General features: G+C 60.6%; 25 protein-coding genes. 12 read left to right on the forward strand and 13 right to left on the reverse strand.

Going from position 1 to position 24,954, the window contains the following annotated elements:
* Positions 1-12: 12 nt before the first annotated feature.
* Complete coding sequence (gene mobF / locus RCH11_RS04765) at positions 13-3,603, reverse strand: MobF family relaxase (RefSeq protein ID WP_327056190.1); 3,591 nt, start codon at positions 3,601-3,603, stop codon at positions 13-15.
* A 339-nt stretch (positions 3,604-3,942) separates the two neighbouring features.
* On the opposite strand from mobF, the gene RCH11_RS04770 reads away from it, so the two are divergent.
* The 3 genes from RCH11_RS04770 to RCH11_RS04780 all read left to right on the forward strand — a co-directional run bounded on the left by RCH11_RS04770 (position 3,943) and on the right by RCH11_RS04780 (position 5,670).
* The gene (locus tag RCH11_RS04770) at positions 3,943-4,413 is read left to right on the forward strand and encodes a hypothetical protein (RefSeq protein ID WP_327055851.1); all 471 of its coding nucleotides are present in this window, start codon (positions 3,943-3,945) and stop codon (positions 4,411-4,413) included.
* Positions 4,414-4,544: 131 nt separating this feature from the next.
* Entirely contained in the window at positions 4,545-4,862 is a 318-nt protein-coding gene (locus RCH11_RS04775) for a transcriptional regulator (RefSeq protein WP_327055852.1), read from the forward strand.
* Positions 4,863-4,881: 19 nt separating this feature from the next.
* Complete coding sequence (locus RCH11_RS04780) at positions 4,882-5,670, forward strand: nucleotidyl transferase AbiEii/AbiGii toxin family protein (protein ID WP_327055853.1); 789 nt, start codon at positions 4,882-4,884, stop codon at positions 5,668-5,670.
* Between the two features lie 271 nt (positions 5,671-5,941).
* On the opposite strand, the gene RCH11_RS04785 is transcribed toward RCH11_RS04780, so the two are convergent.
* From RCH11_RS04785 to RCH11_RS04795, 3 genes are all read right to left on the reverse strand, one after another.
* Positions 5,942-7,153, reverse strand: coding sequence for a tyrosine-type recombinase/integrase (locus tag RCH11_RS04785; RefSeq protein WP_327055854.1), 1,212 nt, complete (start codon positions 7,151-7,153; stop codon positions 5,942-5,944).
* A 6-nt stretch (positions 7,154-7,159) separates the two neighbouring features.
* Entirely contained in the window at positions 7,160-7,411 is a 252-nt protein-coding gene (locus tag RCH11_RS04790; protein ID WP_327055855.1) for a helix-turn-helix transcriptional regulator, read from the reverse strand.
* A gap of 400 nt (positions 7,412-7,811) precedes the next feature.
* Positions 7,812-8,429 carry a helix-turn-helix domain-containing protein gene (locus RCH11_RS04795; RefSeq protein WP_327055856.1) on the reverse strand — a complete coding sequence of 206 codons (618 nt, stop codon included), beginning with the start codon at positions 8,427-8,429 and terminating at the stop codon, positions 7,812-7,814.
* Between the two features lie 102 nt (positions 8,430-8,531).
* Here RCH11_RS04795 and RCH11_RS04800 point away from each other — a divergent pair, with 102 nt between their 5' ends.
* From RCH11_RS04800 to RCH11_RS04810, 3 genes are read left to right on the forward strand one after another with little or no spacing between them, the layout of a single operon-like run.
* Complete coding sequence (locus RCH11_RS04800; protein WP_327055857.1) at positions 8,532-8,747, forward strand: helix-turn-helix domain-containing protein; 216 nt, start codon at positions 8,532-8,534, stop codon at positions 8,745-8,747.
* Complete coding sequence (locus RCH11_RS04805; protein WP_327055858.1) at positions 8,744-9,829, forward strand: AAA family ATPase; 1,086 nt, start codon at positions 8,744-8,746, stop codon at positions 9,827-9,829. The genes RCH11_RS04800 and RCH11_RS04805 overlap by 4 nt, the downstream gene beginning before the upstream one ends.
* Entirely contained in the window at positions 9,826-10,395 is a 570-nt protein-coding gene (locus RCH11_RS04810; protein WP_327055859.1) for a hypothetical protein, read from the forward strand. Before RCH11_RS04805 ends, RCH11_RS04810 begins: the two co-directional genes overlap by 4 nt.
* A gap of 128 nt (positions 10,396-10,523) precedes the next feature.
* Here RCH11_RS04810 and RCH11_RS04815 read toward each other — a convergent pair whose 3' ends face one another.
* Positions 10,524-11,114 carry a dual specificity protein phosphatase family protein gene (locus RCH11_RS04815; protein ID WP_327055860.1) on the reverse strand — a complete coding sequence of 197 codons (591 nt, stop codon included), beginning with the start codon at positions 11,112-11,114 and terminating at the stop codon, positions 10,524-10,526.
* A gap of 111 nt (positions 11,115-11,225) precedes the next feature.
* On the opposite strand from RCH11_RS04815, the gene RCH11_RS04820 reads away from it, so the two are divergent.
* Positions 11,226-11,822, forward strand: a complete 597-nt coding sequence (locus tag RCH11_RS04820; protein ID WP_327055861.1) for an RNA polymerase sigma factor — start codon at positions 11,226-11,228, stop codon at positions 11,820-11,822.
* 51 nt (positions 11,823-11,873) lie between these two features.
* Here the strand turns inward: RCH11_RS04820 and RCH11_RS04825 are convergent, their stop codons facing one another.
* Together RCH11_RS04825 and RCH11_RS04830 are read right to left on the reverse strand one after the other, a co-directional pair.
* The gene (locus RCH11_RS04825) at positions 11,874-12,116 is read right to left on the reverse strand and encodes a helix-turn-helix domain-containing protein (RefSeq protein WP_327055862.1); all 243 of its coding nucleotides are present in this window, start codon (positions 12,114-12,116) and stop codon (positions 11,874-11,876) included.
* A gap of 60 nt (positions 12,117-12,176) precedes the next feature.
* The gene (locus RCH11_RS04830; RefSeq protein WP_327055863.1) at positions 12,177-13,277 is read right to left on the reverse strand and encodes a tyrosine-type recombinase/integrase; all 1,101 of its coding nucleotides are present in this window, start codon (positions 13,275-13,277) and stop codon (positions 12,177-12,179) included.
* Positions 13,278-13,613: 336 nt separating this feature from the next.
* Between RCH11_RS04830 and RCH11_RS04835 the strand changes: the two genes are divergently transcribed.
* Positions 13,614-14,375 (forward strand): GAF domain-containing protein, encoded by a 762-nt coding sequence (locus RCH11_RS04835; RefSeq protein ID WP_327055864.1) that lies wholly within the window; start codon positions 13,614-13,616, stop codon positions 14,373-14,375.
* 556 nt (positions 14,376-14,931) lie between these two features.
* Here RCH11_RS04835 and RCH11_RS04840 read toward each other — a convergent pair.
* From RCH11_RS04840 to RCH11_RS18150, 3 genes are all read right to left on the reverse strand, one after another.
* Positions 14,932-17,634 carry an ATP-dependent DNA helicase gene (locus tag RCH11_RS04840; protein ID WP_327055865.1) on the reverse strand — a complete coding sequence of 901 codons (2,703 nt, stop codon included), beginning with the start codon at positions 17,632-17,634 and terminating at the stop codon, positions 14,932-14,934.
* Between the two features lie 143 nt (positions 17,635-17,777).
* Positions 17,778-18,245 (reverse strand): hypothetical protein, encoded by a 468-nt coding sequence (locus tag RCH11_RS04845; protein WP_327055866.1) that lies wholly within the window; start codon positions 18,243-18,245, stop codon positions 17,778-17,780.
* The gene (locus RCH11_RS18150; RefSeq protein ID WP_442789004.1) at positions 18,242-19,081 is read right to left on the reverse strand and encodes an ImmA/IrrE family metallo-endopeptidase; all 840 of its coding nucleotides are present in this window, start codon (positions 19,079-19,081) and stop codon (positions 18,242-18,244) included. The genes RCH11_RS04845 and RCH11_RS18150 overlap by 4 nt, the downstream gene beginning before the upstream one ends.
* 479 nt (positions 19,082-19,560) lie before the next feature.
* Here RCH11_RS18150 and RCH11_RS04850 point away from each other — a divergent pair, with 479 nt between their 5' ends.
* Entirely contained in the window at positions 19,561-20,172 is a 612-nt protein-coding gene (locus RCH11_RS04850) for a hypothetical protein (protein ID WP_327055867.1), read from the forward strand.
* Here the strand turns inward: RCH11_RS04850 and RCH11_RS04855 are convergent.
* Together RCH11_RS04855 and RCH11_RS04860 are read right to left on the reverse strand one after the other, a co-directional pair.
* Positions 20,154-20,468 carry a hypothetical protein gene (locus tag RCH11_RS04855; protein ID WP_327055868.1) on the reverse strand — a complete coding sequence of 105 codons (315 nt, stop codon included), beginning with the start codon at positions 20,466-20,468 and terminating at the stop codon, positions 20,154-20,156. The two genes, RCH11_RS04850 and RCH11_RS04855, sit on opposite strands and share 19 nt — an antisense overlap.
* 704 nt (positions 20,469-21,172) lie before the next feature.
* Entirely contained in the window at positions 21,173-21,403 is a 231-nt protein-coding gene (locus tag RCH11_RS04860; protein ID WP_327055869.1) for a helix-turn-helix domain-containing protein, read from the reverse strand.
* Positions 21,404-21,521: 118 nt separating this feature from the next.
* Between RCH11_RS04860 and RCH11_RS04865 the strand changes: the two genes are divergently transcribed.
* Positions 21,522-22,262 carry a hypothetical protein gene (locus RCH11_RS04865; protein ID WP_327055870.1) on the forward strand — a complete coding sequence of 247 codons (741 nt, stop codon included), beginning with the start codon at positions 21,522-21,524 and terminating at the stop codon, positions 22,260-22,262.
* Positions 22,263-22,595: 333 nt separating this feature from the next.
* Here RCH11_RS04865 and RCH11_RS04870 read toward each other — a convergent pair whose 3' ends face one another.
* Positions 22,596-22,880, reverse strand: a complete 285-nt coding sequence (locus RCH11_RS04870; RefSeq protein ID WP_327055871.1) for a hypothetical protein — start codon at positions 22,878-22,880, stop codon at positions 22,596-22,598.
* Between the two features lie 362 nt (positions 22,881-23,242).
* Between RCH11_RS04870 and RCH11_RS04875 the strand changes: the two genes are divergently transcribed.
* The gene (locus RCH11_RS04875) at positions 23,243-23,575 is read left to right on the forward strand and encodes a hypothetical protein (protein ID WP_327055872.1); all 333 of its coding nucleotides are present in this window, start codon (positions 23,243-23,245) and stop codon (positions 23,573-23,575) included.
* A gap of 1,088 nt (positions 23,576-24,663) precedes the next feature.
* A complete protein-coding gene (locus RCH11_RS04880; RefSeq protein ID WP_327055873.1) occupies positions 24,664-24,948 on the forward strand; it encodes a three-helix bundle dimerization domain-containing protein in 285 nt (94 codons plus the stop codon).
* The last annotated feature ends 6 nt before the right edge of the window (positions 24,949-24,954 follow it).

Here is a 24,954-nt window from a genome sequence, read left to right on the forward strand (position 1 = left end):
CACGGGAAGGGGTCACAGGCTGACGCCCCGCCTCCAGTCGATGTTCGGCCCGGTGCGGGTGACCGGGTGGTCGGGCTCGTGGTTGGTGAGGTACTTTGCGCGGGCGTAGGCGGCTCGCGCGGCCCGGTACTCATATGCCTGCTCGAGCCCGTCCACCTGGTCGGAGTTGCCAATCGGGGATGGTCCCGTGATGCCGTGCCGTTCCCGGTAGAAGCGGATCGTGGCTGCGGCACACAACAATTCGACCCGCGGTCTCGGGCTGCTGCCGGGTGTGCTCAGCCGTTTCGTCCAAGGCGCGCCGGCTTCCATGTCGGCGATGGTGAGCTGCTGGACGGCGCGCTCGATGAGCTGCTGACGCTCGATGAGCGCGGTGCGCATATCCTCGTCCATCGGGCCGACCGGGCGGGGCAGGAGACCGGCGACGCGGGCTGGCCCTGGCCGGTTCGTACCACGCCGGGGCTCGGCGGTGACCTTGTCGATCCACCGGGTCAGCAGCAGTCCGGAATCGGCCGGCTCCTTCTCCTCGGCAGGTTCGTAGCGGTGGAGGGCGCGCGCGGCGTCAGCGAGCACCAGGTCGGGTCCATAACCGTGGGATTCGGCCCTTCGCAGCGTGGCTTGCAGGGCCGGGTAGTAAGCGCTGGCGAATACGTCATCCCGCACCGCTTCGTCCAGTGGGGCATCTTCAATCAGTGCCGCCCATCGGGTGTCTTGCGCGGAGGTGGCGATCGTCTCGTACTCGCGAAGCAGCGTCGCCAAGGAGGTGTGCTCTTGGACCGCAAGCCGCATCGTCTCGCTAGCCGAGTGGTCTGCATCCGACCTGCCGAGCACCTTTACGAGTCGTTCGGTCGCGGTCGTGGGCTCGGCGAGGTCGTGGTGAGCTTCGGCATTCTCGTCCGGAGCGTCGATGACGTAGGCGTGGTTGCCGACGCGTCCTCGGGTGAGGGCGACGTAAAGCAGATTACGGCTGGCGACCTGAGGGTCGATGAGCGCGTGGGCGGTGTCCACTGTGGAGCCCTGCGCGCGGTGGGTGGTGGTGGCGTAGCCGAGCTCCACACTCTCGCCAACATACGAGGCCGGAAGCACGACTGCCCGCCCGCGCAGGGCATCGTTCTTGCCGAGGCGACGGACGGCGAGAGCGCCGTCCTCGAAGGTGCGGGTGACCTGCCACCTATCGCCGTTCTTCACCCACGATCCGCCGCTGGTGGTCAGCTGGCGGTCGTTGAGGCGGGTCACGACCATGTCCCCGGTCCCGGCGGTGGTGTCGTCGTGCAGGGCTAACCCTGATTCCTCAACGCGGTCGGCGGCGATGAGGTCTGCGCGGGCTCGCCGGTTCAGAGCGGTCACGGTCTCGGCGGTGGCGGCGATCATTACCGATCGCAGCCCCGCGTCCCGGTCGGTGGACCATGCCTGGTAGACGGCATCGAGCATCGCGTCCTGATCACCGCCATGCACCCGCCCATGCTCTTCGTACGCGGTCAGCACGGCCGGGTCGCCGTGGCGCAACCCCAGGCTCGCGGTCTTCTCCCAGTCGGCGGAGAAGCGGCGCACCTCGACCAGCTCGGCGACATCGTCACGGGTGCGGGCGAGCATCCCGAACGCTCCACCGGTCTCCACTGCGGAGAGTTGGGCGTGGTCGCCAATCAGAACGACTTTCGCCCCGACGGACGCAGCGTGGCTGGTGATCCGGTCCAGAGCGAGCGTTCCGGCGAGGGACGCCTCATCGATCAGTAGCAGCTGGTCCGGTTTCAGATTCCATCGGCCGTGCGTGTACTCGTGCAGATACTTCGCGATGTTTTCCGTCCGGATGCCGAGTTCCTGACCCAGAACGTCGGCCGCGGCAGCGGACGGGGCGAGGCCGATCACGGAGTCCTTGCCGTAGGTGGCAGTCCACGCGCGATGCAGGGCGCGCAGCGCCGTCGTCTTCCCCGTCCCCGCCGGTCCCACCAGCACATCCAGAACACGGCCGGAAGCAGCGAGTTGGAGCATCGCGGCGGCCTGGTCGTCGGCAAGCCTCACACCGCGGATCGGACGGGACGTGTGCCGGTGAACGAGCCGCACCGGCAGCCGCGGTCCCGCCTCCTGAGTAGCGTGCTCCAGCAGCCGGACCTCGGCATCGAGGATGTCCTGCGACGTGTACGCGATCGTGTCTCGAGGCTGAAAACCCGAATAGCCGTCCTTCACGAATGGTGCGGGCGAGGCGCGGTCGTACTCCGGCGTCAACCGGATCGAGTCCCGCTCGGCACGCGCGACTATCCCCGCCAGTACACGCTCGCGGTCGTCGGCGGAGGCGAACCGGAGCCCCATGGTCTGCCGTGCTGCCTCCGAGTACAGGTTCCAGTGCCCCCATGTCGCACGCCGGTTCCCGACCTCGATCAAAACCACGGCCGCAATATCGTGCATCAGATCCAACGGCAGATCGTCGGCCCGCAACACCGCCTCAGTCCGCGGGTGTGACAGCAGCTCCCGGGCCCACGTCGTCGCATCCTCCCCGAGCACCGACGATGCGCGCGCCCGCCACTCCGCGGTCAACTCCGCGAGCGAATGCAACTTTTTTTCCGGTCGCGTCTGCAAGGTGGCCTGCTGCCGCAACCGTGCCTCAGCCGCCTGCGACGGGGAGTGGCCGTGCGCAATTCGGTACTCGCCGATCAGCCGTTGCGCTGCATGTTCGATCCCCTCCGTACCCTCGACCCCGAGGGTGCGACGTGAAAACTCCGCCAACAATTCCGCAGGAACCCCGCTAATCTCCCAACCGGTGAACTGGCTGCTACGCCGCCGGACCGGCGACCACGACACCCCAACCAATCGCGTCGCACGATCGGTAAGGAACGCGTTATACGACGCCGACAACGCCACCGTCGCCTTATGCAAGGTCCAGGAATCCAGGGTGCGCCACTTCCCATCGACCCCCTGCACCTTGTTCGACACAACCACGTGGGTGTGCAGTTGCGGATCACTGGCCCTGGTGTCGTAGTGATCGAACCCCGCCGCGACCACCCCGCGCACCGGCATCGATGCGACACCACCGCGCCCGACCCTCGTTGCTGCGACCTTGCGCTCCAGCAAGCTGAGGGTGTCGCGCATTGCGGCATGGTGCGCCCGCGCGAGCAACGATTGCGTCCCGACGTCCGACACCCCCCATAGGGCGCTGAAGGACTTCGGCGGGGAGAATGTCAAATCAAACCCCACAACCGGAGTGCGCGATATCCGTGCGCGCTCCTCCTGCTCGATTTGCGCCACCTGTTGCGACCGAGTCGCATCATCGCTCAAGACACCCAGTTCTGCGACACGCGCTGCGATGCGGCGCGCTGGGGGTTGCAGCACCGGATATGCCGCTCCGAGCTTCGCCCCGGTCACCGGGTCCACCCCAGACCCGAGCAACCGTTCCAACTGCTCCTCGGTTACTGCATCGCCCTCGTGGAGTCGCCCCGCCTCGTCAGTGCCGATCCCAGCCAAACCCGACCCGAGCCAAGTCCCAGGCGGGGTCCCGTGGGCCGTGTAATAGCGGGTCAGTGGGGTACCCAGATCACGGTCCCCATCACCTGCGGCAACCGACTTCAGCAGGTACTCGAAACCGCGCCCCGCCGACATCACCCGAATCGACATCACCACGGCGCAGCCCTCCCGAGACGCCCACGGCAGGGGTCGTCTCAAGGAAAGGTGCGCAAGCGCACCCACCCGCACCGCTTGGTGCCAACGTGTGGGCAAATCTGAAGGGCGTCCGAGCTGGAGCGGATCGGAGTCTCTGTGCACGGATCGCGGAGGTCGCGGTCGCTGGCCGTGAGTGGGGTGAGGCTGCCGCTCGTCGGGCGTTCGGTGCCGGGCTCGTGCAGCTCCTGAGCGTGCGCGCAGCCCGGTCGCGATTGCGGCGGTGGGATGGGGCGCGCACCTTACGGGGAGGCCATCGCCCGACCGGGCGGGGCGCGACCGGAAGGGGTGCGAGGAATGCCGACATTTCAGAACCCGGTCGAGGATGCCGACGAGGCACGTGAGGCATTGCGGGGGCTGGCGTACGCGACCCGCCATTTCGACGCGGCGGAGGACACCTACCCGGTGCTGGGCTCAATCACCCGCTCGGTCGAGGGATTGCAGCAGGTACTCGAGCAGCTCGCCGCGTGGCACCGGACGAACCAACCCTCCGCGGCCAGCGACACCGGCGACCGGGCGGCAGGGTCCCTCGAAGCCGCCCGCGCCGCCGACGCACTGACGCGCGCCGCCGAAGCGTTGGACCGGGTGTGGGAGGCTGCGAACGCCGCCTGGTCCCACAACAGCGCGATCACCTGGCAACCCAACACCCCGACCACCCCACCCACCCGTGCGCCGCATCCTGAGCCGGGCCGGAGCGGGCCGGGATGGAAGGGGCGGAGGATCACTGGCACGCCCCCACCCCTCACCGAACATGGGATCGGGATGTGACGCCGTGACATGCGAGCACCGCATGAGACAGCGAACATTCGAACATGTGGGAGATTCGGGCCGGCTAGAGGTAATCGCCAGCGCCCTTCGTAGAATGAACGTATCTACGGCAAGCGCAGGAGGCGGTGAGCGTGATGGCGGACGGACGAGTGCTGTACCAGGACATCGTGCCCTACGACACGCCTTCGTTCTTGGATATCCTGCAGGGTCCCGCGTCGGGGTTGCTGGAGCTACCGATCACGGTGCATTGGGGCCCGCGGCATGTATTCGACTTGGACGATCTTGGTCAACGGCGCGCGGCATATCGAGCGATTGTGCGGGAGGGGACGCCGGACGTGCAAGCGGAGCTCCTGAACGTCGGCCTGCTGCAGGAACTTTGGCCCGACCTCGTGCTGCCCGATCGCTGCCGAGCACTCTGGGAGGAACGCTTCCCGAACCTGGCCGAATAGTCGGGGAGGCAGGGCGACGATGACCGGCGAGGCGGAAGCTCAACGGCGAATCGCGACGGTGCTGTTGGGTGCGGTCGGCGACTCGGGCTTTGCGCTTGCTGGATCGGGGGCTATCCGCGAGCACGGACTTACCGAACGCCCGACCGAAGATATCGACCTGTTTGGTGGTCCGACCACAACGGTCGACGAGTTCCGGGCCGCTCTCACCCGCGCCGAAGATGCATTACGTGAAGCAGGGTACGCGGTGACGTGGCTGCGGGCGGTCCCGTTGTTCGCCCGCTTGCGCGCGACCGACCCCGACGGCGCGCTGCTGGATGTGGATTTCGCGACCAACTGGCGCGCCGACCCGCCCGTGACGCTCAGCGTCGGGGCGGTGCTGTCCGAGCGCGATGCGGTGGCGGGCAAACTCTCCGCCGTCTACTCCCGCAGCGAGGTGCGGGACTTCCTCGACCTCGACGCGATCCGCGCCTCCGGTCGCTACACCGACGCCGACATCATCGCGCTCGGGCACGAGCACGACGACGGATTCGACGAGCGAATGTTCGCGGCACAGCTCTCCCGCGTTGTGAACTACCTGCCCTCGGAGGCATCCGAATATGGGGTGACACCCGAGGCGTTCCACGAAGTGCAGCAACGCATCCTCGCCTGGGCCGCCGCACTCCGCGACCATCAGGCAGGCAACACGTCGGATGGGGCTTTCCTGAGCCGCCCAGCGGTCCGTCGCGAGCAGCCGGAGCGTGACGTCAGCAGCCCCTTCCCGGTTCATCGGAACAAGCCTGACCGCAGACCGCCAGCCCCATCGCTGTGACCGCAAAGGGTGGCCAATTTCCGCGCCGCACGAGACGGATGAGCCGACTCCGCACCTCCCCCGGCTCCTATTCGATCGCGATACAGCACCGTGCTACAGATTCTGTAGGACCGTCTTCTGACCGAAACTCCCGGTCCCGCAGATTCTGCAGGACCGTCTCTTGACGGAAATTACCGGTCCCACAAAGGTTGCGGGACCGTAGTGAGCTCGGATAGGACCGCCGAATTAGCGATCGCCCGATGTGCGATGCGGTTTGCTCGACCTCATTGACTCATTCCATTGTCGCGTCGAGCACGTCACGTGACGCTGCTTTGGGGGCGAGTTGTTCGAGTATCTCGGCGGTGCGCGGGTTCACCGCGTCTGGCTTCTCGATGTAATACGCGCGGGTGATCTCCGGCGAGGCATGTCCGAGAAGCTCGGCGGCAAGGTCAGTCCCGGCAGCCCGGTCGATGACGGTGGCAACAGTACGGCGAAACGCGTGCGGGGTGACACCACCGATCCCGGCCTCGTCGAGGATCGCCCGCAAGCGCCGGCGGACGTTGTTAGTGGTCAACGGGGTGTTGTTGCGGCTATGAAACAGCAACTGCTCCGGGCCGTCGTCGGTCAGAGAAGCGAGACGTTCCCTGAGCACCTCGGCGGTGAAACTCGGAACAGACACGGTCCGGCGGGAGGCGGCAGTCTTGGGGTGATCCTGCCGGTAGGTCGGTTTGCCTTTCGGGGACACGACCGTGCCGCAGATGCGAACCGTGGCCGGGGTGCTTGTGACATCAATGTCGCACTTGCGGAGGGCGAGGACTTCGCCAATGCGGGCCGACGTGCCGAGCATGACCTCGATGATCTGCCCGATCTGCCCGTCCGGCTTCGGCCCGGCAAGACCCCGCCCAGTGCGCCACCGTCCGACGGCGGCGCGGACCGCATCAACCTTCTCAACCGTCAACGCGACAGTCTTCGAACTGGGTTTGCGCAGGCGCGAGGCGGACAGGACCGGATTGCGGGCGATGGCCTCGTAGCGCACCGCGAGTCCGAGGGCAAGGCTGAGGACAACCTTGGACTGCTTGGCCCGGTTATAACTGATCACGGCCTGAGCCTTCAAGAACCGATCTGTCCTGCTGACACTGACCTCCCGCAGGGCGAGGTGCTCGAAGGCGGGCATGACCAGTTGGCGCATGTTCCACTCATACAAGTCCCGGGTGCTGGGGGCGATCCGGCCCTCCAGGTCGAGGTCTTCCAACCACAGCTCCACGAGCTTGGCGAAGGAACTGTCCGCCGTGATGACACCCGGATCAGCGCTGCGGGCGGTGCGGTGTGCGATCGTCGTCTTCAAGTTCCGCTCCGCCGCTTTCGCGTTCGCCCCGGTGGCCTGGACCAGACGCAGGCGCCCGTCCTGGTCGCGGTACCGGGTGCGAGCGATCGCGCTGCCATTCGATGCAGCCTCTGTGCTGATCGCCCCGAAGGTGCCGATCGGGGTGCGCGGCCTAACCACGAGCCATCACCACCCGGCGGACGAGTCCGGCGGGGCCGGTTCACGACGCGCGTCCACCCACGCCTGCACGTCCGAGACCGCGAACTTCACGCTGCGACCGATATGAATGCCCCTTGGCCCTTTGTGGTCGACGCGCCAGTCGTAAATCGTCGCGATCGGAACGCCGAGATAACCCGCCAATTCGGCGATGCTCAGTAGCGGTTCCAAACCGCCAGGCACCACAGGCGGACGACTGATGAGTGCAGATGTAGGGTCCATGCCCTATAGATGCGTCGGCGTTCCCACGGATTCCGAGACATCCCGAAAGAGCCCATGGACGAAGGCCGTGACGCGGCGTAAAACGCCGACCCGCAGAGGGTTTGTGATGAGTAAATGATGACCGGATCAAATCAGTACAGCTTTCTGGCCGGGAATCCGTTGGGATTCCCGGCCAGATTTGTTGCGGGGACAGGATTTGAACCTGCGACCTCTGGGTTATGAGCCCGAGTCGAGGCCGTTGATACAGGTCGGTGTCATCCGATCTGGTGCGGGTTATCCCCGGAATCTCGGGCTTAATGAGACCGTTCCTATTATTCGCATTCTTCGCCACTTCCCGAGCAATGTAGTCAGATCGGTAGTCAAGCTGTGGAACGTTGCTCGGCGAGCATGGGCGGGCTATCTAGCTGGTGGGGGCACCCCGCCGTTGCACGCGTTGGGCCTTGAGACGTTGCGCGGATCGCTCCGAGGTGGGCGGACCTTGTGGAGCGGGCGCGTTCAGGCTGTTTAGTGCTGCTGCGACCTGATTGCTGAATTGACGATGGTTGGCCAAGATTCGTGCGGCTTCTGCGAGGGCTTGTTCGACTTGCTCGGGGCTCGCTGTTAGCTCGTAGGGGTTCGGCACCTGTTTGCGATATTCATTGACGCCGTCTTCGATCTTCCGGGCAGCCTCGCTGAGGGTCGCATCCCCCGAGCCGGACACGAAGTGTTTCAGGCTTCTTAACTGAGCATCAAGCTCGCGCTCGGGCGTGAGCACGAGCATGGTCAGAAGTCGGTCTTCTTGAGATCCCGGATAGCCATAGAAACTGCCAACTTCGACCTCAAGAGCAGCCGCGAGAGCCCAAAGCTCTTCGGCAGACACGTTGCGCCTTTTCGTCTCGATCTTGGCGATTGCGGTCGAATTGAGTCCAACACGGTTGCCCAGCTCTAGTTGGGTGAGCCCTTTCAGTTTTCGCAACTCTCGGATGTTCGTCGCGATGGCGTTCGTCAACTTCCCCAGTGGTATCGCTGATTCATTCATGATCGAAGTATAGTGCGATATTCGCAAGTATAAAACTATCTGACAGCGGATATTCTTGTGTTGCGCTGAATGGCAGCGCTTCGAAGGAATGGAGCTATTGATATGACAGGCATCCCCAGCCTCGACCGGCTGACCTACCCGGTGGCTGAGGTGATCCGATTGTCCGGCCTTTCGCGCGAGGAGATCTATCGTCGCGTGAAGTCGGGCGAGCTCGACTCTTTGCGCGTCGGCGCGAAGGGCGGCAAGATCGCCATCCCGGCTGCCGCCTTGATGAGGCTTCTCAACGGCACCTCCCCCGAAGGTGCTGATCCCTCGTGACCGAGGGCGCAACGGTCATCTCGCTGTCGTCCGTGCCAGCGGAACGCGTCGACTGGTTGTGGCCTGGACGGATACCTGCGGGAAAGCTCGTTCTTGTGGAGGGCGACCCTGGGATGGGCAAGAGCACCATGACTCTGGACCTTGCGGCAAGATTGTCATCCGGCACCGCGTGGCCCGACGGCGCGCCCTCTGTGCCCGATGAGGTATTGCTGATGTCGGCCGAAGACGGACTGGCTGACACGATCGTTCCTCGGCTGGAGGCCGCTAACGCCGACCTTTCGATGATCCACGCTTTGACCAGTGTGCCCCTCAGGGGTAAGGACGGAACTGTCCAACAACTGCTTCCGTCGATTCCGCGCGACATCAAATATATTGAGGAGGCAATAAAACGGTTCGACGCTCGGCTGGTGATCATCGATCCCTTGAATGCCTTTCTGGGCTCCGAAATCGACTCTTATAAGGACCAGGATGTCCGTCGCGCCCTGACGCCGTTGTCGAAGCTGGCCGAAGCAACTGGATGCACCTTTATGCTGGTCCGTCATCTCAACAAGACGGGTGGTACGAACGCCAGATATCGCGGGCAAGGTTCCATTGGAATTGGCGCGGCTTCGCGCGCGCAGTTCGTCGTGGCCGAGCATCCGGACGACAGCGACCTACGCGTTTTCGCGCCGGTCAAGTTCAATTTGGGGCCGATGCCGCCGCCGCTCGCCTTCCGGTTGGTCGATGACCCGCAGCATGCCAGCGCTCAGCTCGAGTGGGAATCTGCCCCCGTTCAGCTGACCGCCGAGGAGTTGCTTGCCCCCAGCAACCCCGGACCCATCAGCCGTCCGTCGAAAAACGGCGCTATTCCTTGGCTTAAGGAAATCTTGTCGGATGGACCGGTCCTATCAAAGGAAATTTATGCTGAAGCCGCCGACGTCGGTTACAGCGTGGGTCAGGTTAGGCGCGCGATGAAAACCGTCGGAGTTGATACCGACAAAGGCCAGCGGCGAAACGGACCGTGGATCATGAGCTTGCCCGAGTCGCCAACCAAGAGTTCGGCGGAGCGAGTCGCTCGCAATCGGCTGGAGGAGTCGGAGTGATCGAATCGCTCAACCCTGGCAAGTCAACTCCGTCCGCGAGGACTAGGCGTACCGATGCCTCGGCTCGTGCGGCCGAGGCCCTGGAGCTTCGGTTGTCCGGCCTCGGGTACGCCGAAATCGCTGAGAGACTTGGCTACAGCGACAAGTCCGGAGCGTGGCGCGCGGTCGAGGGCGAACTGAGGGAGATCCGCCGCGAGAAGGCCACCGAGGCCGTGGACATCGACATCACTAGGTTGGACAAGGTGTTGAACGCTGTTTGGCAGAAAGCCTTGGACGGTGACCCGGTGGCCATTGATCGGGTGCTCAAAGTGCTCGACAGGCGTGCAAAATACTTCGACCTCGATGGGCGAGCTGACTCGACTTCCGCTGAACTTCGAGCCGCACAGCAGTTAGCCTACGCCGAGGTCCTGGAACGACTGGCCGAGATTAAGCACAGGATGGACGGACGCCTAGCTATCGCAATCGGTGAAGAGATAGCCCGTCTTTCACAGGGTCTCCCCGTGCGGGATTCTCACTGGGAAGGCGCGATCGAGCGTCTCGACGCTTTCGATGACGACGGTGCATGACGTACCGAATACACCTGTCACCGCTGCCGCTCGAACTGGAGGGGGAGCGCTCCCCTAGTTCCCCAGAGGAGCGATCCCTTCGACTTCTTCAGTCCCTTCGACTTCTTCGCGTGTTCAGTTCTGGCAACTTATTTTAGGGTTTCGCCCATCCACGTTGCATTGCCTTCGGTTGACCGGGGCACCTTGTTGTCGATGCGCCATTTCTTGATGCGACGGATTTCCTTGATGATTTCGTCATCTTCAGCGCCGGTGGATTCCATCCACCAGTCGATGGCTTGTGCCGCGTAGGCCATTCTTGCGATTGGTCTGCGCTTGTGAATTAGGTCTAGGGCGTCGATAGTGTCCCATCCCTGGGTGATCAGGATAAGAAATCCCATGGATGGTCCCCTGTTTATTCCTGCCTGGCAGTGGACCAGCACAGTGCCGCCCTTACTGATTTCGTTCAGGGCGAATGTCACCCCATCGTCAAACCAGTCGTGGGGCATGACGTATCCGGCGTCTTCGACCCCGATTGACAAGTAGCTAAGCTGCGGCTTCGCTTCGGTGGCCCAATCCAAGTCGTCACATTCCATTCGGCAGTCGATGATGGTGTCGATGCCTGCAGCCATTAGTTCGTCTAGCTGCGCGACTGCCGCGGTGTGATCCTGGGGGTTAAGTTCACCGCCTATCCACAGCTGTTCTGTCAGTTGGGTTGCATTGGCCTTTTTCAGTGTTTTCATGTGGTTCCTTCCCTTAGGCCGCAAGGTGGCCCTATGGCTGAATACGGGCGGGAAGGTCCGCTGGGGACAGCAGATCCGGAATGTTTGTCAGGATGGGTTAAAATCCCCGGTATGGGCGGCTTCGACGAACGACAGCGGATGGGACGCAACGGCACCGACGTTCCGTCGTATCGTGCTGTCCAGGACGCTGTGGACCGTCTGGTGGTTAGGCAGTGGTCCGGGTGGACTACATCCGATCAGCAGGATCTTTCGCAGCTGGTGATGGTGAAGTATTTCGGGGCGTTTGGGCGGGACCGTCTTCCGGATAATCCTGACGGCAACCCCGCCGTTCCTGTGTCGTGGTTGATCAAGGTGATTCGTAACGCTGGGGTGGATTTTCATCGTCAGCGGGAAGCACGTCCAGCAGACCCGGTTGACTTTGAAGCAGCGGGACTTGATCGTCTGATAAATGAAATCGACCCGCAGCCAAGTCTGGCCAGCGGTGTCGCCCACAAGGTCGACCTACAGGCGACCTTGGGTCCGGCGTTGCAAGCGTTGGCGGACGCGTATCCGATGGACGCGAAACTGATTGTCTGGCGGTTCATCCAGGACCGGGATATTGCGGCTATCGCTGCGGTTCGGGGCACTACGGCGGAAGCGACCAAGAAGGCCATCCAGCGTGCGGTGAAGCGGCTTCGCGACCTGCACGAACCGGTGTTGTCCAACTAGGACCACAGCCTTGATGTTCTTCGAAGGGATCGAAGATGTCGAAGGGACCGGTCATCCGGGCGGATACCCCCTCTCATCTGTTTTGCTCGATAAGTTTCGGGCAATGAAGTCTTCGATTGTGGACACAGTGATTAATCGTCGGGACCCGATCGCGACGGTCTCCAGCTCACCCAGTTTCACGAGACGCCAGAGAGTGGTGCGGCTAATCGAGAGCATGTGGGCGGCCTCGTCCTGCGACAGCAGGTAGCGCGCAGTTTCGTTGTCGCCAGGGGCGGGCGTTGTGGGTGCGGTCATGGCAGCAGGACCAGACCTAGCGTCGGGCTGTGGGTCATCATGTCATTGTCCTGACTCCGGTTACAGGCCGAGTGCTTCGGCGACTGTCGCTGCGCCGGCTCGTGCTGCTTCGTCGGTGACGTGCCCGTAGGTGTCGGCGGTGATCTGAATGGACGCATGCCCCAGGTTTTGGCTGACGACCTTCAACCCCACCCCATTCATCAGGGCGGCGGTCGCGTAGGTGTGGCGTAGGGAATGGACGGTGACCTCGTAAAGGCCGGCACGGTGGGATGCTTCACGAACAGTGCGTAGGACGTTCTGGGGTTCCACGGGGGCACCGAAGGCGGTCGTGAAGACGAAGCCGTGGTCGTGCCACAGATTGGCGGCCTGCAGCCGTTCTGCGGCCTGCGCGGCCTTCAACCGTGTCAACAGGGCGACGATCGGCGGCGACAGTGCGATGCTGCGTCGACTGGATTTGGTCTTCATCCCGGACACAATCAGTTCACTTCCGCGTCGGGTCAACGATCCGCGCAGTTTCGCGGAGCCGTTCTCGAGATCGACATCAGTCCACCGGAGCGCGAGGGCTTCCCCGCGTCGAAGCCCGGTCCCCAGGATGAAACGCAGAACGACGTCGTACCGGTATGTGGCAGATGCCTCCAGCAGTCGCCGCACTTCGCTGGTGGTCAGGAACCGGGCTTCGTGGCGGGTCACGCCCGGTTGCCGGATGCGGTGGGCGGGGTTGGTGGCCAGCAGTCCGTTGGTGACGGCATCGTCCAGGGACTTACGTAGGGTCGTGTAGGCGTTTCGTCGGGTGGATTCGGCTTTGCCGTCGGCCTTCATGGCCAGCAGCATCCGGTTGATGTCGTTGACGTTCAGGTTGCCCAACTGCACGTGACCGATGGTGGGGATGATCCACGTGCGCGTGTACCCCTCGTGCATGATCTTGGTGGACTCGGCACGGTTGCTCAGTGGCAAGTAGGTTTGCGTCCACTCCCCCAGCCAGTCGGTCAGGGTCCGGTTGGCGTCCCGGACGGGGCCGCCTGCTTTCACCCGGGCGCGGGCTTCGTCTGCTTTGGCTTTCGCTTCGGCTTGGGTGGTGCCGTAGAAGAATCGTCGTTTGCCGTCCAGTGTGACGGTGACGGTGAAGCGGTTGTCTGCCCGCTTTTTCAGCCGTGCTGCCATGGTGCCCTCCCTGAGCATTTGTGTAGTCAGGGATGGATACGGCCCAGCAGTCAGTTCGGGGACACGATCGCCAGAAACATTGCAGTCAAAGGTGTAGTCAGCCGTGTGAACGGTGACTACGCAGACGAACCGTCACGGTGTCTAAACGCCTTGTGACCAGGTCACATTGCACGTGGAATACCCAAGGTCAGCGGTCGAGATTTGGGTTGCTTCACCAAATCTCGGCGGACTCAATGTCCGCAGTAGTTTTGATGTGATCGTGCCCGCGACGGTCGGGCTTAGCGGATGACGGATCGCCGTTGGCTCAGGGCACGATTCAGGAAGTAGGGTCGCATCGTGTCCCAGGTCAAGTCGTTCGTCGCGTTCGTCGTGTGGACGGTGCTGCCGATCTTGGGCGCTGCCCTTGTCACAGGGTTTGGTGTGTTGGGGCAACTCGCAAGCGCGGCCGACGCTCCCGGATGGCGCATCGCAGCGCTGGTGTCCGCTGTCGTGCTTGCACTGCTGTTGATCGCTAAGTCCATTCGCGATCGGACACGACTTCAGTCGCTCGAGGATGCACGGTACGCGGCTGTGCGTGAGTTTCACAACAGGCTGGCACCGGCATTGGACCTGATGACTGAGATGGCGTTCGTCGATGTCAGCGACAAGACAAGCCGTGAACTGATGCTGCGAAATGTCGCGTCAGCGTGCTGCAGTGCGCTTGTTGCGATGACTCCATCAAGCAAGGATGTGCGCGCGACAGTTTTCCAATTCGTCCCTCCGGATACGATCGGGCCGCTCGCTCGCTTCGGCCGTCAGGACCTCCCCCGCACTTTCTCTCTCAGCACCCCTGAGGGGCAAGAAGTGATGGACTACCTCGAGAGTGGCGCTGAGGGCCAGCTCGTCGTCGACACAGCAAAGGACGCTCCTCCTCGCTATCACGGTGACCCCTCGCGCTATCGGACCTTCGTTCGGGTTCCGATCAGGGGAAACGGAGTCGTGTTCGGGATGTTGGCGGTCGACGCACCAAAGAAGGGGTCACTGAAAGAGGGGGACGTCAGACTTGCCGAACTTGTCGCGGCTGAACTCGGTGCCGCGTTCGCTATCGCTGCGGCATAGGCCCAAATGTCGTCTCCAAGACTTACACTGCTGGTATGAGTCAGATCGAAGTTTCTCCGGGAGGCGTTGGGTTCATTAGGACCCCTGTACGGCGAGACGTGCCCGGAGTTCCTGCCGACGCTAGACGCAAGACCTGGGTCACTGGCTTCGTATCCTCGCGATCTCAAACCCCAGCTGGGCCCACTCAGGAGCCACGCCGTTCAGCCGGCACACGCTAAACGGACTACCCGCGCAGCACACCGGAGCAGGGGCAACGCCGCCTTGGTGAACTTGCCACGATCGAGTTGTGACCATGCCCGTGGACCTTAACATCGCGTGAAGCCGCTAGCCCAACGAGTCAACTGAACTCGGGCCAGTCCCACGGCAATTCTGTGTGCTGTTCGTTTCCTGTTGTCTCGAGTGCGCTTCGGCCCACGGTAGGGGTGTCTGATTAGTGGTGACGGACGCGGATGACAGCAGGGCTTATGAGCCTTGGTTACGTCGCCGCAGTGGGTGGGCAGATATGTCCTGCGCGTATCGCGCAGGCTATTCCACACCTTCCCCTTGATTTAACCGCTCATAAGTCGACCGATCCAGCAAGTCTTCGTCGCGCCGATAGTATCCCCACATCTCTTTCATTCGTTTTTGGCTCAAGCCGGGAGAGCACAGACTGCTGCGTCTCCGGTGTCCAATAGACAACCAAATTCTTTCGAGCACGAGTGATCGCCGTGTAGAGGATGCTGTGTGAAACGTCGTCTTGATTTGCATCCGTGATTACCACTTTTACGGACTCGTACTCAAGTCCCTGAGCTTTGTGAACTGACACCGCGTAAGCGACCTGGAACGGCACTGACGTTTCTACATTTTGATCGTCATCATCACTGTTGAGCAGTTCAACGACATAGAACGACACAGTGGAGTCGCGGACCCAACTCAACCTTGACGCCGCTGCTGAAAATTCCGTGACGTCACGCTCCAAACTGACCTCGAAGCGGATTAATCCGGGCCGCACCTCGATCGCGGCTATGGTTCCCTTTAGATTGTTGTAGATGAGTGGCTTGAAGCGGTCCGTATCGTTGAATAGGACTGGATCGCCGACCTTGTAGACCGCCGGCCCCCAGCGAAAGGCTTGATTAAGGTTGCTGCTCTGAAGGAAGCGATTAATATTGTTGATCCCGTAGAGCCCGTCGTAGTTGAGGCACAGGATGATTTCGTCATCGACCTGCGAATGGAATATTGATTCATCCAAATCGCGGGCATAACCGCTTCGCCCCATGGCTTCCGCAATATCGTCCTCGACGTTGCGAACTTTCTGCCAAAGCTCCAAAAGCTGCGGATTGTTGGTTCGGTACGGCCTGGTGAGCTCGAACACCCCACTGGCAGGTAGGAAATGGCGTGCAATGCCGAACCAATTCCCAAACTGAATCGACTCGATCTGGTAGACGTCTCCGACAAGGACCAGAACTTTGAACTTGGTACTCTCCAGCAGCCGAACGAGATCTTCGTTGCTTACCGTGCTGCACTCGTCGATAACGACGAGCTCGTATTCAGGATCAGCTCCGCCTCGCGCGATCTGCCCAGCAACGGTATTAAACTTCGGATATTGACTCTGGACCTTTCGCCGAAGATTGTCGACGGCTGGGTGGGTATTCGCGAGGAAAAGGTTTCGCCCCTCATTGAACAAACTCGCGATGTAATTGACCATTGTCGACTTCCCTGTGCCGGCGGAGCCGTAGACCAGCGCCACACGCGAGCTGCCAAAGAGATTCCTTAGCGCGTCCGACTTCATATCGTCGTCGACCAATCCAGGCCTCGCAGAGAGCCACTGGTCGACGGCTGTTCGCCAACCTCCAACCCCGACTGATGCGTGCGTACGAAGCCGTTCGAGAATCCTGACGATGTTGTCTTCATACTGACGGATGAACACGTCCTCGTCATCGATTTCGAGAGTTCGACCTGTGTGCGTTCGATAGAGGGCCTGGTTGTGAGATTGGATCAGGGCCCGGACGTTAGGGAACGACTCAAGCTCCTCGATCGGGGTGTACAAAAGTCCACGCCGCTCCACGTTGTTCTTAACTGTGCGAGCAAGTAGCTCGTGCTCCCTTGCTCCGGGGTCGATTGCGTCTGCAAGATCACTGAATCGCGGATTGTGTCGAGGGAGAGAAGTGCAATAGGGCATTTGGTCAAACGGAATGCACCCCCATCGCAGGTTCAGATTTGAAAGAAGTCCACATGGCTCGTGAGAATACTGTTGACGCAGGACGACATTCTTCGTCCTGAGCATCAAGTACCGAAGTACGTTGGAACCGGGTCCACTAGACCGAACAAGCTGTCTTGCGCGGTCCAGAACCGGGAAAATAATCGCAGAACGTGTTGTGCGAAGGATGCGGGCGCGAATTTCCGCGTAGCGCTCATCCGAAAAGTCTATGAGTTCGGTCAGGCTTGCGCCGGTGGTGGTCAAGAACCCCATCAAAGCCCCGTACTCATTGCTAGTCGTAGACACTCGTATCGAGGGTCCAACTATGCGCGCGAGATTCTGAAGCTCGCACGGACGGATAGAAACCTCCCAATCCACGATCAGAATAATCGGCATGCTCTGACCCAAGACGTCGATAGCGTCTGCTCGGAGAGTGAGGTTGGCGGCGTATCGATCGCTGACATCTAGGTGAGTGAATGCGATGACGCGATCAAACTTGCTCACCCGGTCGACAGAGTTAGTGAAGGTGACCTCGTAGTACACATGCCCATCGACGAAGAAGGGACGTGTCCTCTGGACGTAATAGCGGGCGGTCGGTTGCTCGTCGCCGGCTTGGGTAGCAGAAGCGGATATTCGCGCTGCTATCTTCCGGTGGTACTCGCGGAGGGACGAGTCAAGCTCCACGGGAAAGGAGTCGAGATTTTTGAGCACGTGAAGACGGAAGCGGTCTCGAAGCATGTCCCGCAGGCGACAGAGGTACTCGTAGTACTTCAGCATCAGGCGCTCCGGGGTGTCCCCCTCTATCGTGTGATGGATGCCGTCGGCGAGGACCAAGCGGTGGAACCTGTGGAGAAACGCGGAACCGCCGGGCGCTGACACATCCGCGAGAGCCTCACCAACGGAGACGGCGGTGTAGTCGGTGGTGAGACTCTGAGTGTGAACCAGGACTGCGGAACCTTCGATCAGATCCCGCAATTGCGCAAGCATTTTTCGAGACAACAGTTGCCTGTCTCCGGCGAGTTCCACGATTGCTCTTGAGACTTCAATGTCAATTAGTCGGATGTGCTCCTCGACGGTACTCACTGCAACTCACTTCCGGCTTCAAGATGGCACTTGAGACAATATCGTGAATTACATTAATGCGTCCGCGCGCATCACCCTATGGATCACCTTGGACCTTCGGTGGACGAAATCGGTCGACACCTACCTTTGGGGGTGCACCTCGCTTAGTCCCTGGGCCTCGGCGAGTCATTGCCGCTTCGAGGGAATAAGGATTGCGTGATCACCAGCACAAGACCAATCACCTCGACTACGACGGAGCTCAGAAAGGCAATGATGACGCTTGGATCAACATCGAAGTTCTTTGCCTCGCTGTAACGCATCATGTACATATCAGCGAACCAGACCTGGACGCCCATACCGACAAGAAGCACGAAGGCATAGATGTTGCGCCATCGGTTCTCCTGCCGTGCGCGACCGCGTCGAATTTGCACGTCGGGATCTTCCGAGATCCGACGACCCACTTCGCGCCCCGTCAGCACTCGTAACGCTCCGGCTATGCGATCGCCGATGGTCCAGCGGGTTGCGGGCGCTTGCTGATTCGCCGTCAGATCTGCGGGAAGATCGACACCTGTCTGGGTCTCACCCTCGTCAGCGAATCCCTCGGCCGCGCCGGCCGATTGGGAATCGGTCATGTCTGCGGAAGCCCGAGGTTTCGAAGGCGCAACTCCATAGCGCTTAAGGAGACATTAAACCGGCGCGCGAGTTCCTCGGCGTTGAGACCGTCAGCGACTAGGCGCTGAATGGCAATCTTTGGCATAAGGAGAGCTGCAGCAAACCGATTAGCGTAAATCTCATCGCTATCGGTCCCCCTCGAAGCTCGTTCGTCCCGATCGAACGCACGTGGAGGAAGCGATCGGTTCGTGGCGTCGACGAAGTGACCGAGCTCATGCGCGCACGTGAATCGGTTCCGGCTGGGCGAATGCGCTTCATTGACGTAGATGACTGGGCCGCCCATAGCCTCAATGTCGAGGTATCCGCTTCGCTGAGGTCCGAGAGTCGCGGTGTAGACGCGAACTCCCATTGACTCTGCGATTCGGTAGGGGTCCACCGGTACAGTGAGGTCGCCGCCCGTGTCAGCCCAGTACTTTTCGTGGGTTGTGTAGGCGTCCGCGACAGGAGTTCGCACGTTCATAATTGTCTCCCAGTGGCCCCGCAGTAGTTGCGCTGAGCATACTGTGGGTTTGGCCCAAGTCGTAACCACCGCACGGGACGATCGTAAGTTCTGGCTAAAGTTTAGCAAAGCCCTCTGACATTCGAACATAAATTCGTATCGAGTGTTCTGCCCAATCGCACCCGTGGTCGAAGATGCGCCGGGCAGGGACGAACCAACCGCCGTCGCCGTCGAACCGGATTGACAGTGAGTCGTTTGCGTGGTTAAAACCCTCGGGTAGCCAGAAAGCAGCGCGCAAAAACTGGCAATACTGGCGGGCTGAACAGCCCTTCGCGCCACAGACACAAGATGGTGCATTCCGATTGAGCCGTAGATTGACCAGCTCAGCGAGAGCGTGACGCCTCGTGTTTCCAACTGCCGGAATGGCTGCGTTTCCTGGCCGATTGCTGCCCGATCAGTTACCACGTGCTGCAGGGCGATCCGGTCAGTTCAGGCTGCCTTAGTGTCCAAGACAAAATGAATTGCCGTTGCCGGCTACCTGTCGATGCGCCACTTATTCTTGGTCGACGACCAGCTGTTCATGCCGAATTCCCTCGGTTCTGGGGAGCAAGAGCAGATTGTCAATCCTGTGGGCATCGCTAGTGATGATGGAATGCACTAGATGTCAGGTTCGTCCACGCACAAGCCGAGAGACACCAACAAGTGGGCGCGAAAAGAGAGACGAACGGCTTGGGTGTTGGACCCGACGCTGTACCTCGATATCGGCGGCAATCAAGAGAGTCAATCCGCCAATCGCGAATGGAGAGAAGCCGAACGGCCATCGATAGAGTGGCATCATGATTCGCAACGGCCTCGTGGACTGCCTATTCAAAATTCTCACGACTCTCTCAGAACCTCAAGGACCAACAGCGTTTGAGACAACTACGACAGTGGCCCAAATCGCGGTTGCTGCCGCTTCAGCGATCATCGCAGCTCTCGCTGTCATCGTCTCGAAAAGTATTGTCGGTCGGGACAACCGACTGGCTCAGCAGAGGGAACGAGACAAAATCCGCGAAAGGCTCCGAACTTGGTTCGGCGGCCTGAGCCGATCGGCAACCAATGAAATCAGAGAGGGCCATCGACGGCTGGACAGCCGAATAAAGGAGGATGTCAATCCGCTACGTAACCGGGATGTTTTCAAATTAATGCAGTGGGCGGAACTTATTCACACCACCACTCACAAAGCTGAGGACATCGACCCGACGCTCCATGACCGGATGCACGCAGAGCGCATGTACGCGAAGTGGATGTTTCGCGACGCGCTTGCGGAGTGGGTGCTGCGTCCGCGTAAAGGTCAGAAGATGATGGGAAACCTTAGCAACCGCGGCTATCTCGTAATTGAGGAACTTGATATCGACGATCCCAAGGATTTTGCACTGTCGATGAGGCCCTACGAACCCTCAATCTGAATTGTTAGGATTACGGGCAAAAAGCAACGTGAAGGCAGCGCGCGCTGGAGCCATGGGTAGCACAAACGCGGTCTGCTGTAGTCATCGAAGCGAGCCAGCGGCATCTGCAGGATGCGGTTTTCCGTGGCCGCCGTGAGGTTGGCGGAGAGCATGCGGCCCGAGCCGGGAGAGTCGCGCGCTTGCGTCGCAGGCCCGAGCAGGCCGCCCTCGCCCGCGTTCACCACACCAACCGGTTCAAGCTTCCCGACCCGATGGTGATCAAATTGCGAGATGGCAAGAGGGGTCGTGTCGTCCACGACAATCTTCCAGGCCGCCACAAGAGGTCGCCACAGTACCGCGCCCACGACCGACCGCGTAGAGCAGAGCAGCGCCAACCAGCAGGCCAGAGATCGAATCACCCGACATATCCCAATCACCGACCGTCAGCGCAAGCGGCACCAAGGATGCCAACGGCCACGCAACTAGCCCACGGGCAATTTCCAGCATCGTCATTCGCAGCAGACTTTGCTGTCCAGGCGAAATTCGTGTGACGATGCGCTTTGCAGGGACACGTCGACGGTCGAACCGATTCGATATGTAGTCAAATGCGTAGTCGCAGCCCGCTGGTAGCCAAAGACAGGAACGTGAAGAACTGCAATAACGTCATCTTGAACAGGGCTTTTCGTGGCAGACACTAAACGGTACACACCGGTTGATCTGTGGCTGGCATGACCAAAGCAATTCCACCGAGGAGCTTGCGACATGCCGGCGTTGCCCCAGTCGAGACCTGTGGATAACTTTTACCCGATGTTCGCCGACTGGAATATCTTGTCCGCATGCCAAGTGACCTGACCAATGGATAGAGTGAAATAGATGATGTCCCGGGGGCGAACCCGAACTGCGAATTGCGCTTGATTCCGATGAAATTGGCCGAAGGTTCCGTCAGTTGGCGGTGCGGCGACTGCGGCCTGGCCCGGACCTACTAGAGCTGCCGGAACAACGGTCGATCGGGTCGCATGCTTCAATCGACGCCGTGAAATAGGGCGACTGTATTGACGTTCAGGGCGCGAGCTACCTGGACGTATTTGCTGATGCCGGTGTCAGATTCGCCCCGTTCCATCCGCGCTACTTGCGCTACGGCCACGCCCGCAAGATGCGCAAGCGCCTCCTGAGTCAATTCTTTGCGGGCACGCTCGGCCTTTATGTTCCTGCCGATCTGCTTCAGGACGTCGGCTGAGTCGGTGGTAACCATTGCTACTTAGCCTGTTGTTCATGAATGCACCACTACAGAGCGAATATGATGTCAAATCAATCAAATACGTTGCTTAGCTCGCAGGGGCTGAAAGAAGGAATGCTTGATGAGGATGGCAGTGGATGAATTCGACCGTCAGGCCCCAGCGAACGCGTGGCTATTACTCGCCGATGAATCGTCATGGCCGACGCCGCAAACACCGGCCGGCATGCGTGAGAATACCGACAGCTTGGGACTGGACAATCTGTGGACCGCCCCGATCGACGGTGCCCCCGGGGATCTCGCACTTCTGTATTTCATAGCGCCGATCAAGGCGATATGTTTCGTCGCCCGCATCGCGGATCATCCATTCTGGAGTGACGAGATCAAGGTGAACGCACTCGCACCCGTGGGGTCGCAGCAATGGTGGGCATCGCTGACGCCACTGATCGAGATCGAGCCGATCCCCTTCGCGGACATCCAAGCCACGCAAGAAAAGACACTCGTCCTTCGGGGGCGAACCGGGAAACCCCTCTCGTCAGCATCCCTTGCCCGACTCGAATTCAAAGCAGTCAACCCCGACCAACAGGAGCAACTACAGCAGACTATTCGAGGTGGAGCGATAGTTCGCCACTTCGTCATTGCGCTCAATTCGGATGTTTACTCGGACGACAGTCCCGCCGTGGATCTGGTGCGCGTCACAGCCGAGGGATATGACCACCCGATCACGCACATCGAGCCAGCGGGGGACCCAAGAGCCTTTGACCTGATCAAGTCGTTCGTTGACGAGGATCGGAACTACACCGTCCGTCAAGCAGTCGGCATGTTCGGTGTGCGCGGGATGTACCGCGAGGTCAGCGGTCATCAGCATCTGTCCTAGTCGAATCGACCTTCGCATTCGGCCGGTCCACCTGGGATTGGCATGACACCCTCAATTCCCCTTCGCGCCAGGCTCTGCGCTAGTTTTTGTAGGGGATTCGTCTTTAGCGGAGCACGATCACGGCGGACGGGCGTGCCTTCTTTCGGCCGAAGCCAAACCAAACCTGAACATCTGACCATCTGACCATCTGACCATCTGACCATCTGACCAGTGAAACTCGCCTCGATCTCAACCAAGTTCAGATCGTCCAGAAATCGAAGCCCGCAAAGCCACCTAACGATCCTCGCATCCGTGTCAGCGTGGCTTCATCAGCGTCCAATCGCAACACTTAATTCAGGCAGCTTGCCCACTACGTCGAATGAGGGAAAGGGCGCACAGAAGATATTGGGGACCGTTCGCGCCGCTGCTGAGTTCTTCGATCAGATCTTCGTTCAGCAGCGAAGCGATCGCCGCACCATATCGCTCAGGCCCCAGCCCCGTTTTTTGAAGAAGTCGAAGCCTCTCGTCGATGAATCTTGGACAAGCTGCGAGATGAAAGAGGATCGACTTCTGATCGCAGTCCAATCGCTCGTTTGTTGCGATGGCTCGCAATACTGCCCTGAGGTGTTCGAGGTTCATGTGGTGGATGTTCTCCTGTCAAATAGTCCGGGACTTATCCGGGCCTTTCTGTAGCGAGAGGCACTGGCTTTGCAGTGGTCGCGCCTCGCAGCCGTTGCCCGCTGACCGACGAATCGACCCTCCTGCTATTGGATACGGCTAAATCGACTCGAGAGGGACAACCAGCATGTCGTCGACACCTTTCGGGATGTGTCAAAAAGCGCACACAAGAGAAAACACAAATCCAGCCGAAATCGCCCCGCATTGACGGAAACTGAAGTGATTACTAGTCCGGATGAACTGTGCGGCTGTTCCGTGCCTCGGACGTCGATAATCCAGTGAGGAGCATTGATCGGGGCCTAATTTCGAGAGGCGGATTCTGGATGAATACCGGCGAAACACACGATCAACCCGGCGACGTCAAGCCCACGCCGTCGCTGAAGGTCACGCCGAAACGGATAGCGACGCAAATGAGAAGATGTGACGCGCTCATCCTTCGAGGTCAGGGCCTTACGTACCATCGGATCGCCGACGATCTCAGCCACAGCAGCGCAAGCGAGGCGCGCACACAGATTCTCACTGCTTTTGCTGGCGTCGTTCAAGAACCGGTACAAGAACTGCTAACGCTTCAGCTCGAACCCTATGTGTTTAATGATCGTAGAGAAATGCCGAGCGGCACGTCGCAGAATCTGACAGTCCGGCGAGCAACGCTTTGAACTGCGGTGCGAGTGCAAGCGCGTTGTAGTCACTGTGGTAAGGGTCAACCGCCATCAGCACCGCGTGCAGTAATGGCTCGCAGTATGAATCAGATTCTGACCGGCACATCCGATGCGGTCTACATGCTTGGCTCGGGCGCGAGTTTTCGGGCAGCATGCCCGAGGGAGAGGGGACGCACTGAATGGTTCGGAACGTTCGTATTTCCTATCAATTAGCTGAATACATGAATGTTGTTGACACTAGCTGTTTCTGGCCGTTTCCTGCCGAACGCGGCGAGACGTAGGCGAATCTGTAACCAGCATCGAGTCTGCGCATGCGTAATTACAGTCCCCGTGAGCGCTGGGGGCGGGGGTTCAGCATTGAATCTGAACGTCCCCCCTCCCTTGCCGGTTGCCGTCTATGTCGGCTGCGGTCGCAGATGCGAACACGTCGCCACGCTGGGCCCAGGGCGGACATGACTTCTCATAACTCGCCCTCCACACTCCGTTAAAGGGTGTCCCCGAAATCCGAACTGCATACAGAACCTGCCCACCCGCACTGGACCGGACGTTGAAATACACGATGTCGGCACCACGGGTCGACCTCACTGTCACCAATAGCGATGTGCCGACCCGATGATACGAAGGTGGGTCGGTTTCCAGCCAGAAATCAATAGGTGCCGGTGCCGGGTCGGTGACAGGTGCCGGTGCAGGGTCGGTGACAGGGTCCGTGGCAGGCGCTGGCGCTGGGGCGATCGGCCGTGCCGTCGCGGGCGCAGAATTGGATTCAGGGTGTTGCGTAGGAGCTTCAGCGGCGGGTTGGCTAGTCGGTACCGTGGACCTCCCGGTCGATTCAGGGGGCGTCGATTGTGAAGGGTAGAGGTCGCATCCAGACTGATCTGCTTGATGCTGCCGAAGCTCACATGGAGGAAGCGGAGCCCGGGTCGAACAGGCAGTGATGCCTAAACTGAGCGCGGCCGCAAGACCGATAGATACCAGAACGCGTCCAACCATCGCCTGCCGCATTCTTGGTTGAGGGTTCATGTTGAGCAACTTTCGTCGGATGGCCATAGGGTAAGGCCGCCATACGGCAGGTCAGCGTCCAATGCATGAACGACAACTTTCTCGGGTGCACCACGACCCGAGAAGGCAGCGCCGGAACACGCCTGTCCACGCCTGTCCACGCCTACCAAGCAATCGCAGGAAGTCCGATCCGGGACTACCTGCCGATCCTCGTCGAACATGGCGCGAAAGCGAAGTTTCGCCGACCGATCGCCGGAGACCCCATGATGGCGCACCGCTTCGGCGTTCTGTCTCCTATCGACAGCACCTCTTCGAACTCTGTTCTGAGTGCTGTGGGCATTCCTACGGGACTGGCCATTCGAGGCAACTGAGATGAA

It is taken from the genome of Glaciihabitans sp. GrIS 2.15, assembly GCF_035984695.1.
Lineage (GTDB): Bacteria > Actinomycetota > Actinomycetes > Actinomycetales > Microbacteriaceae > Lacisediminihabitans.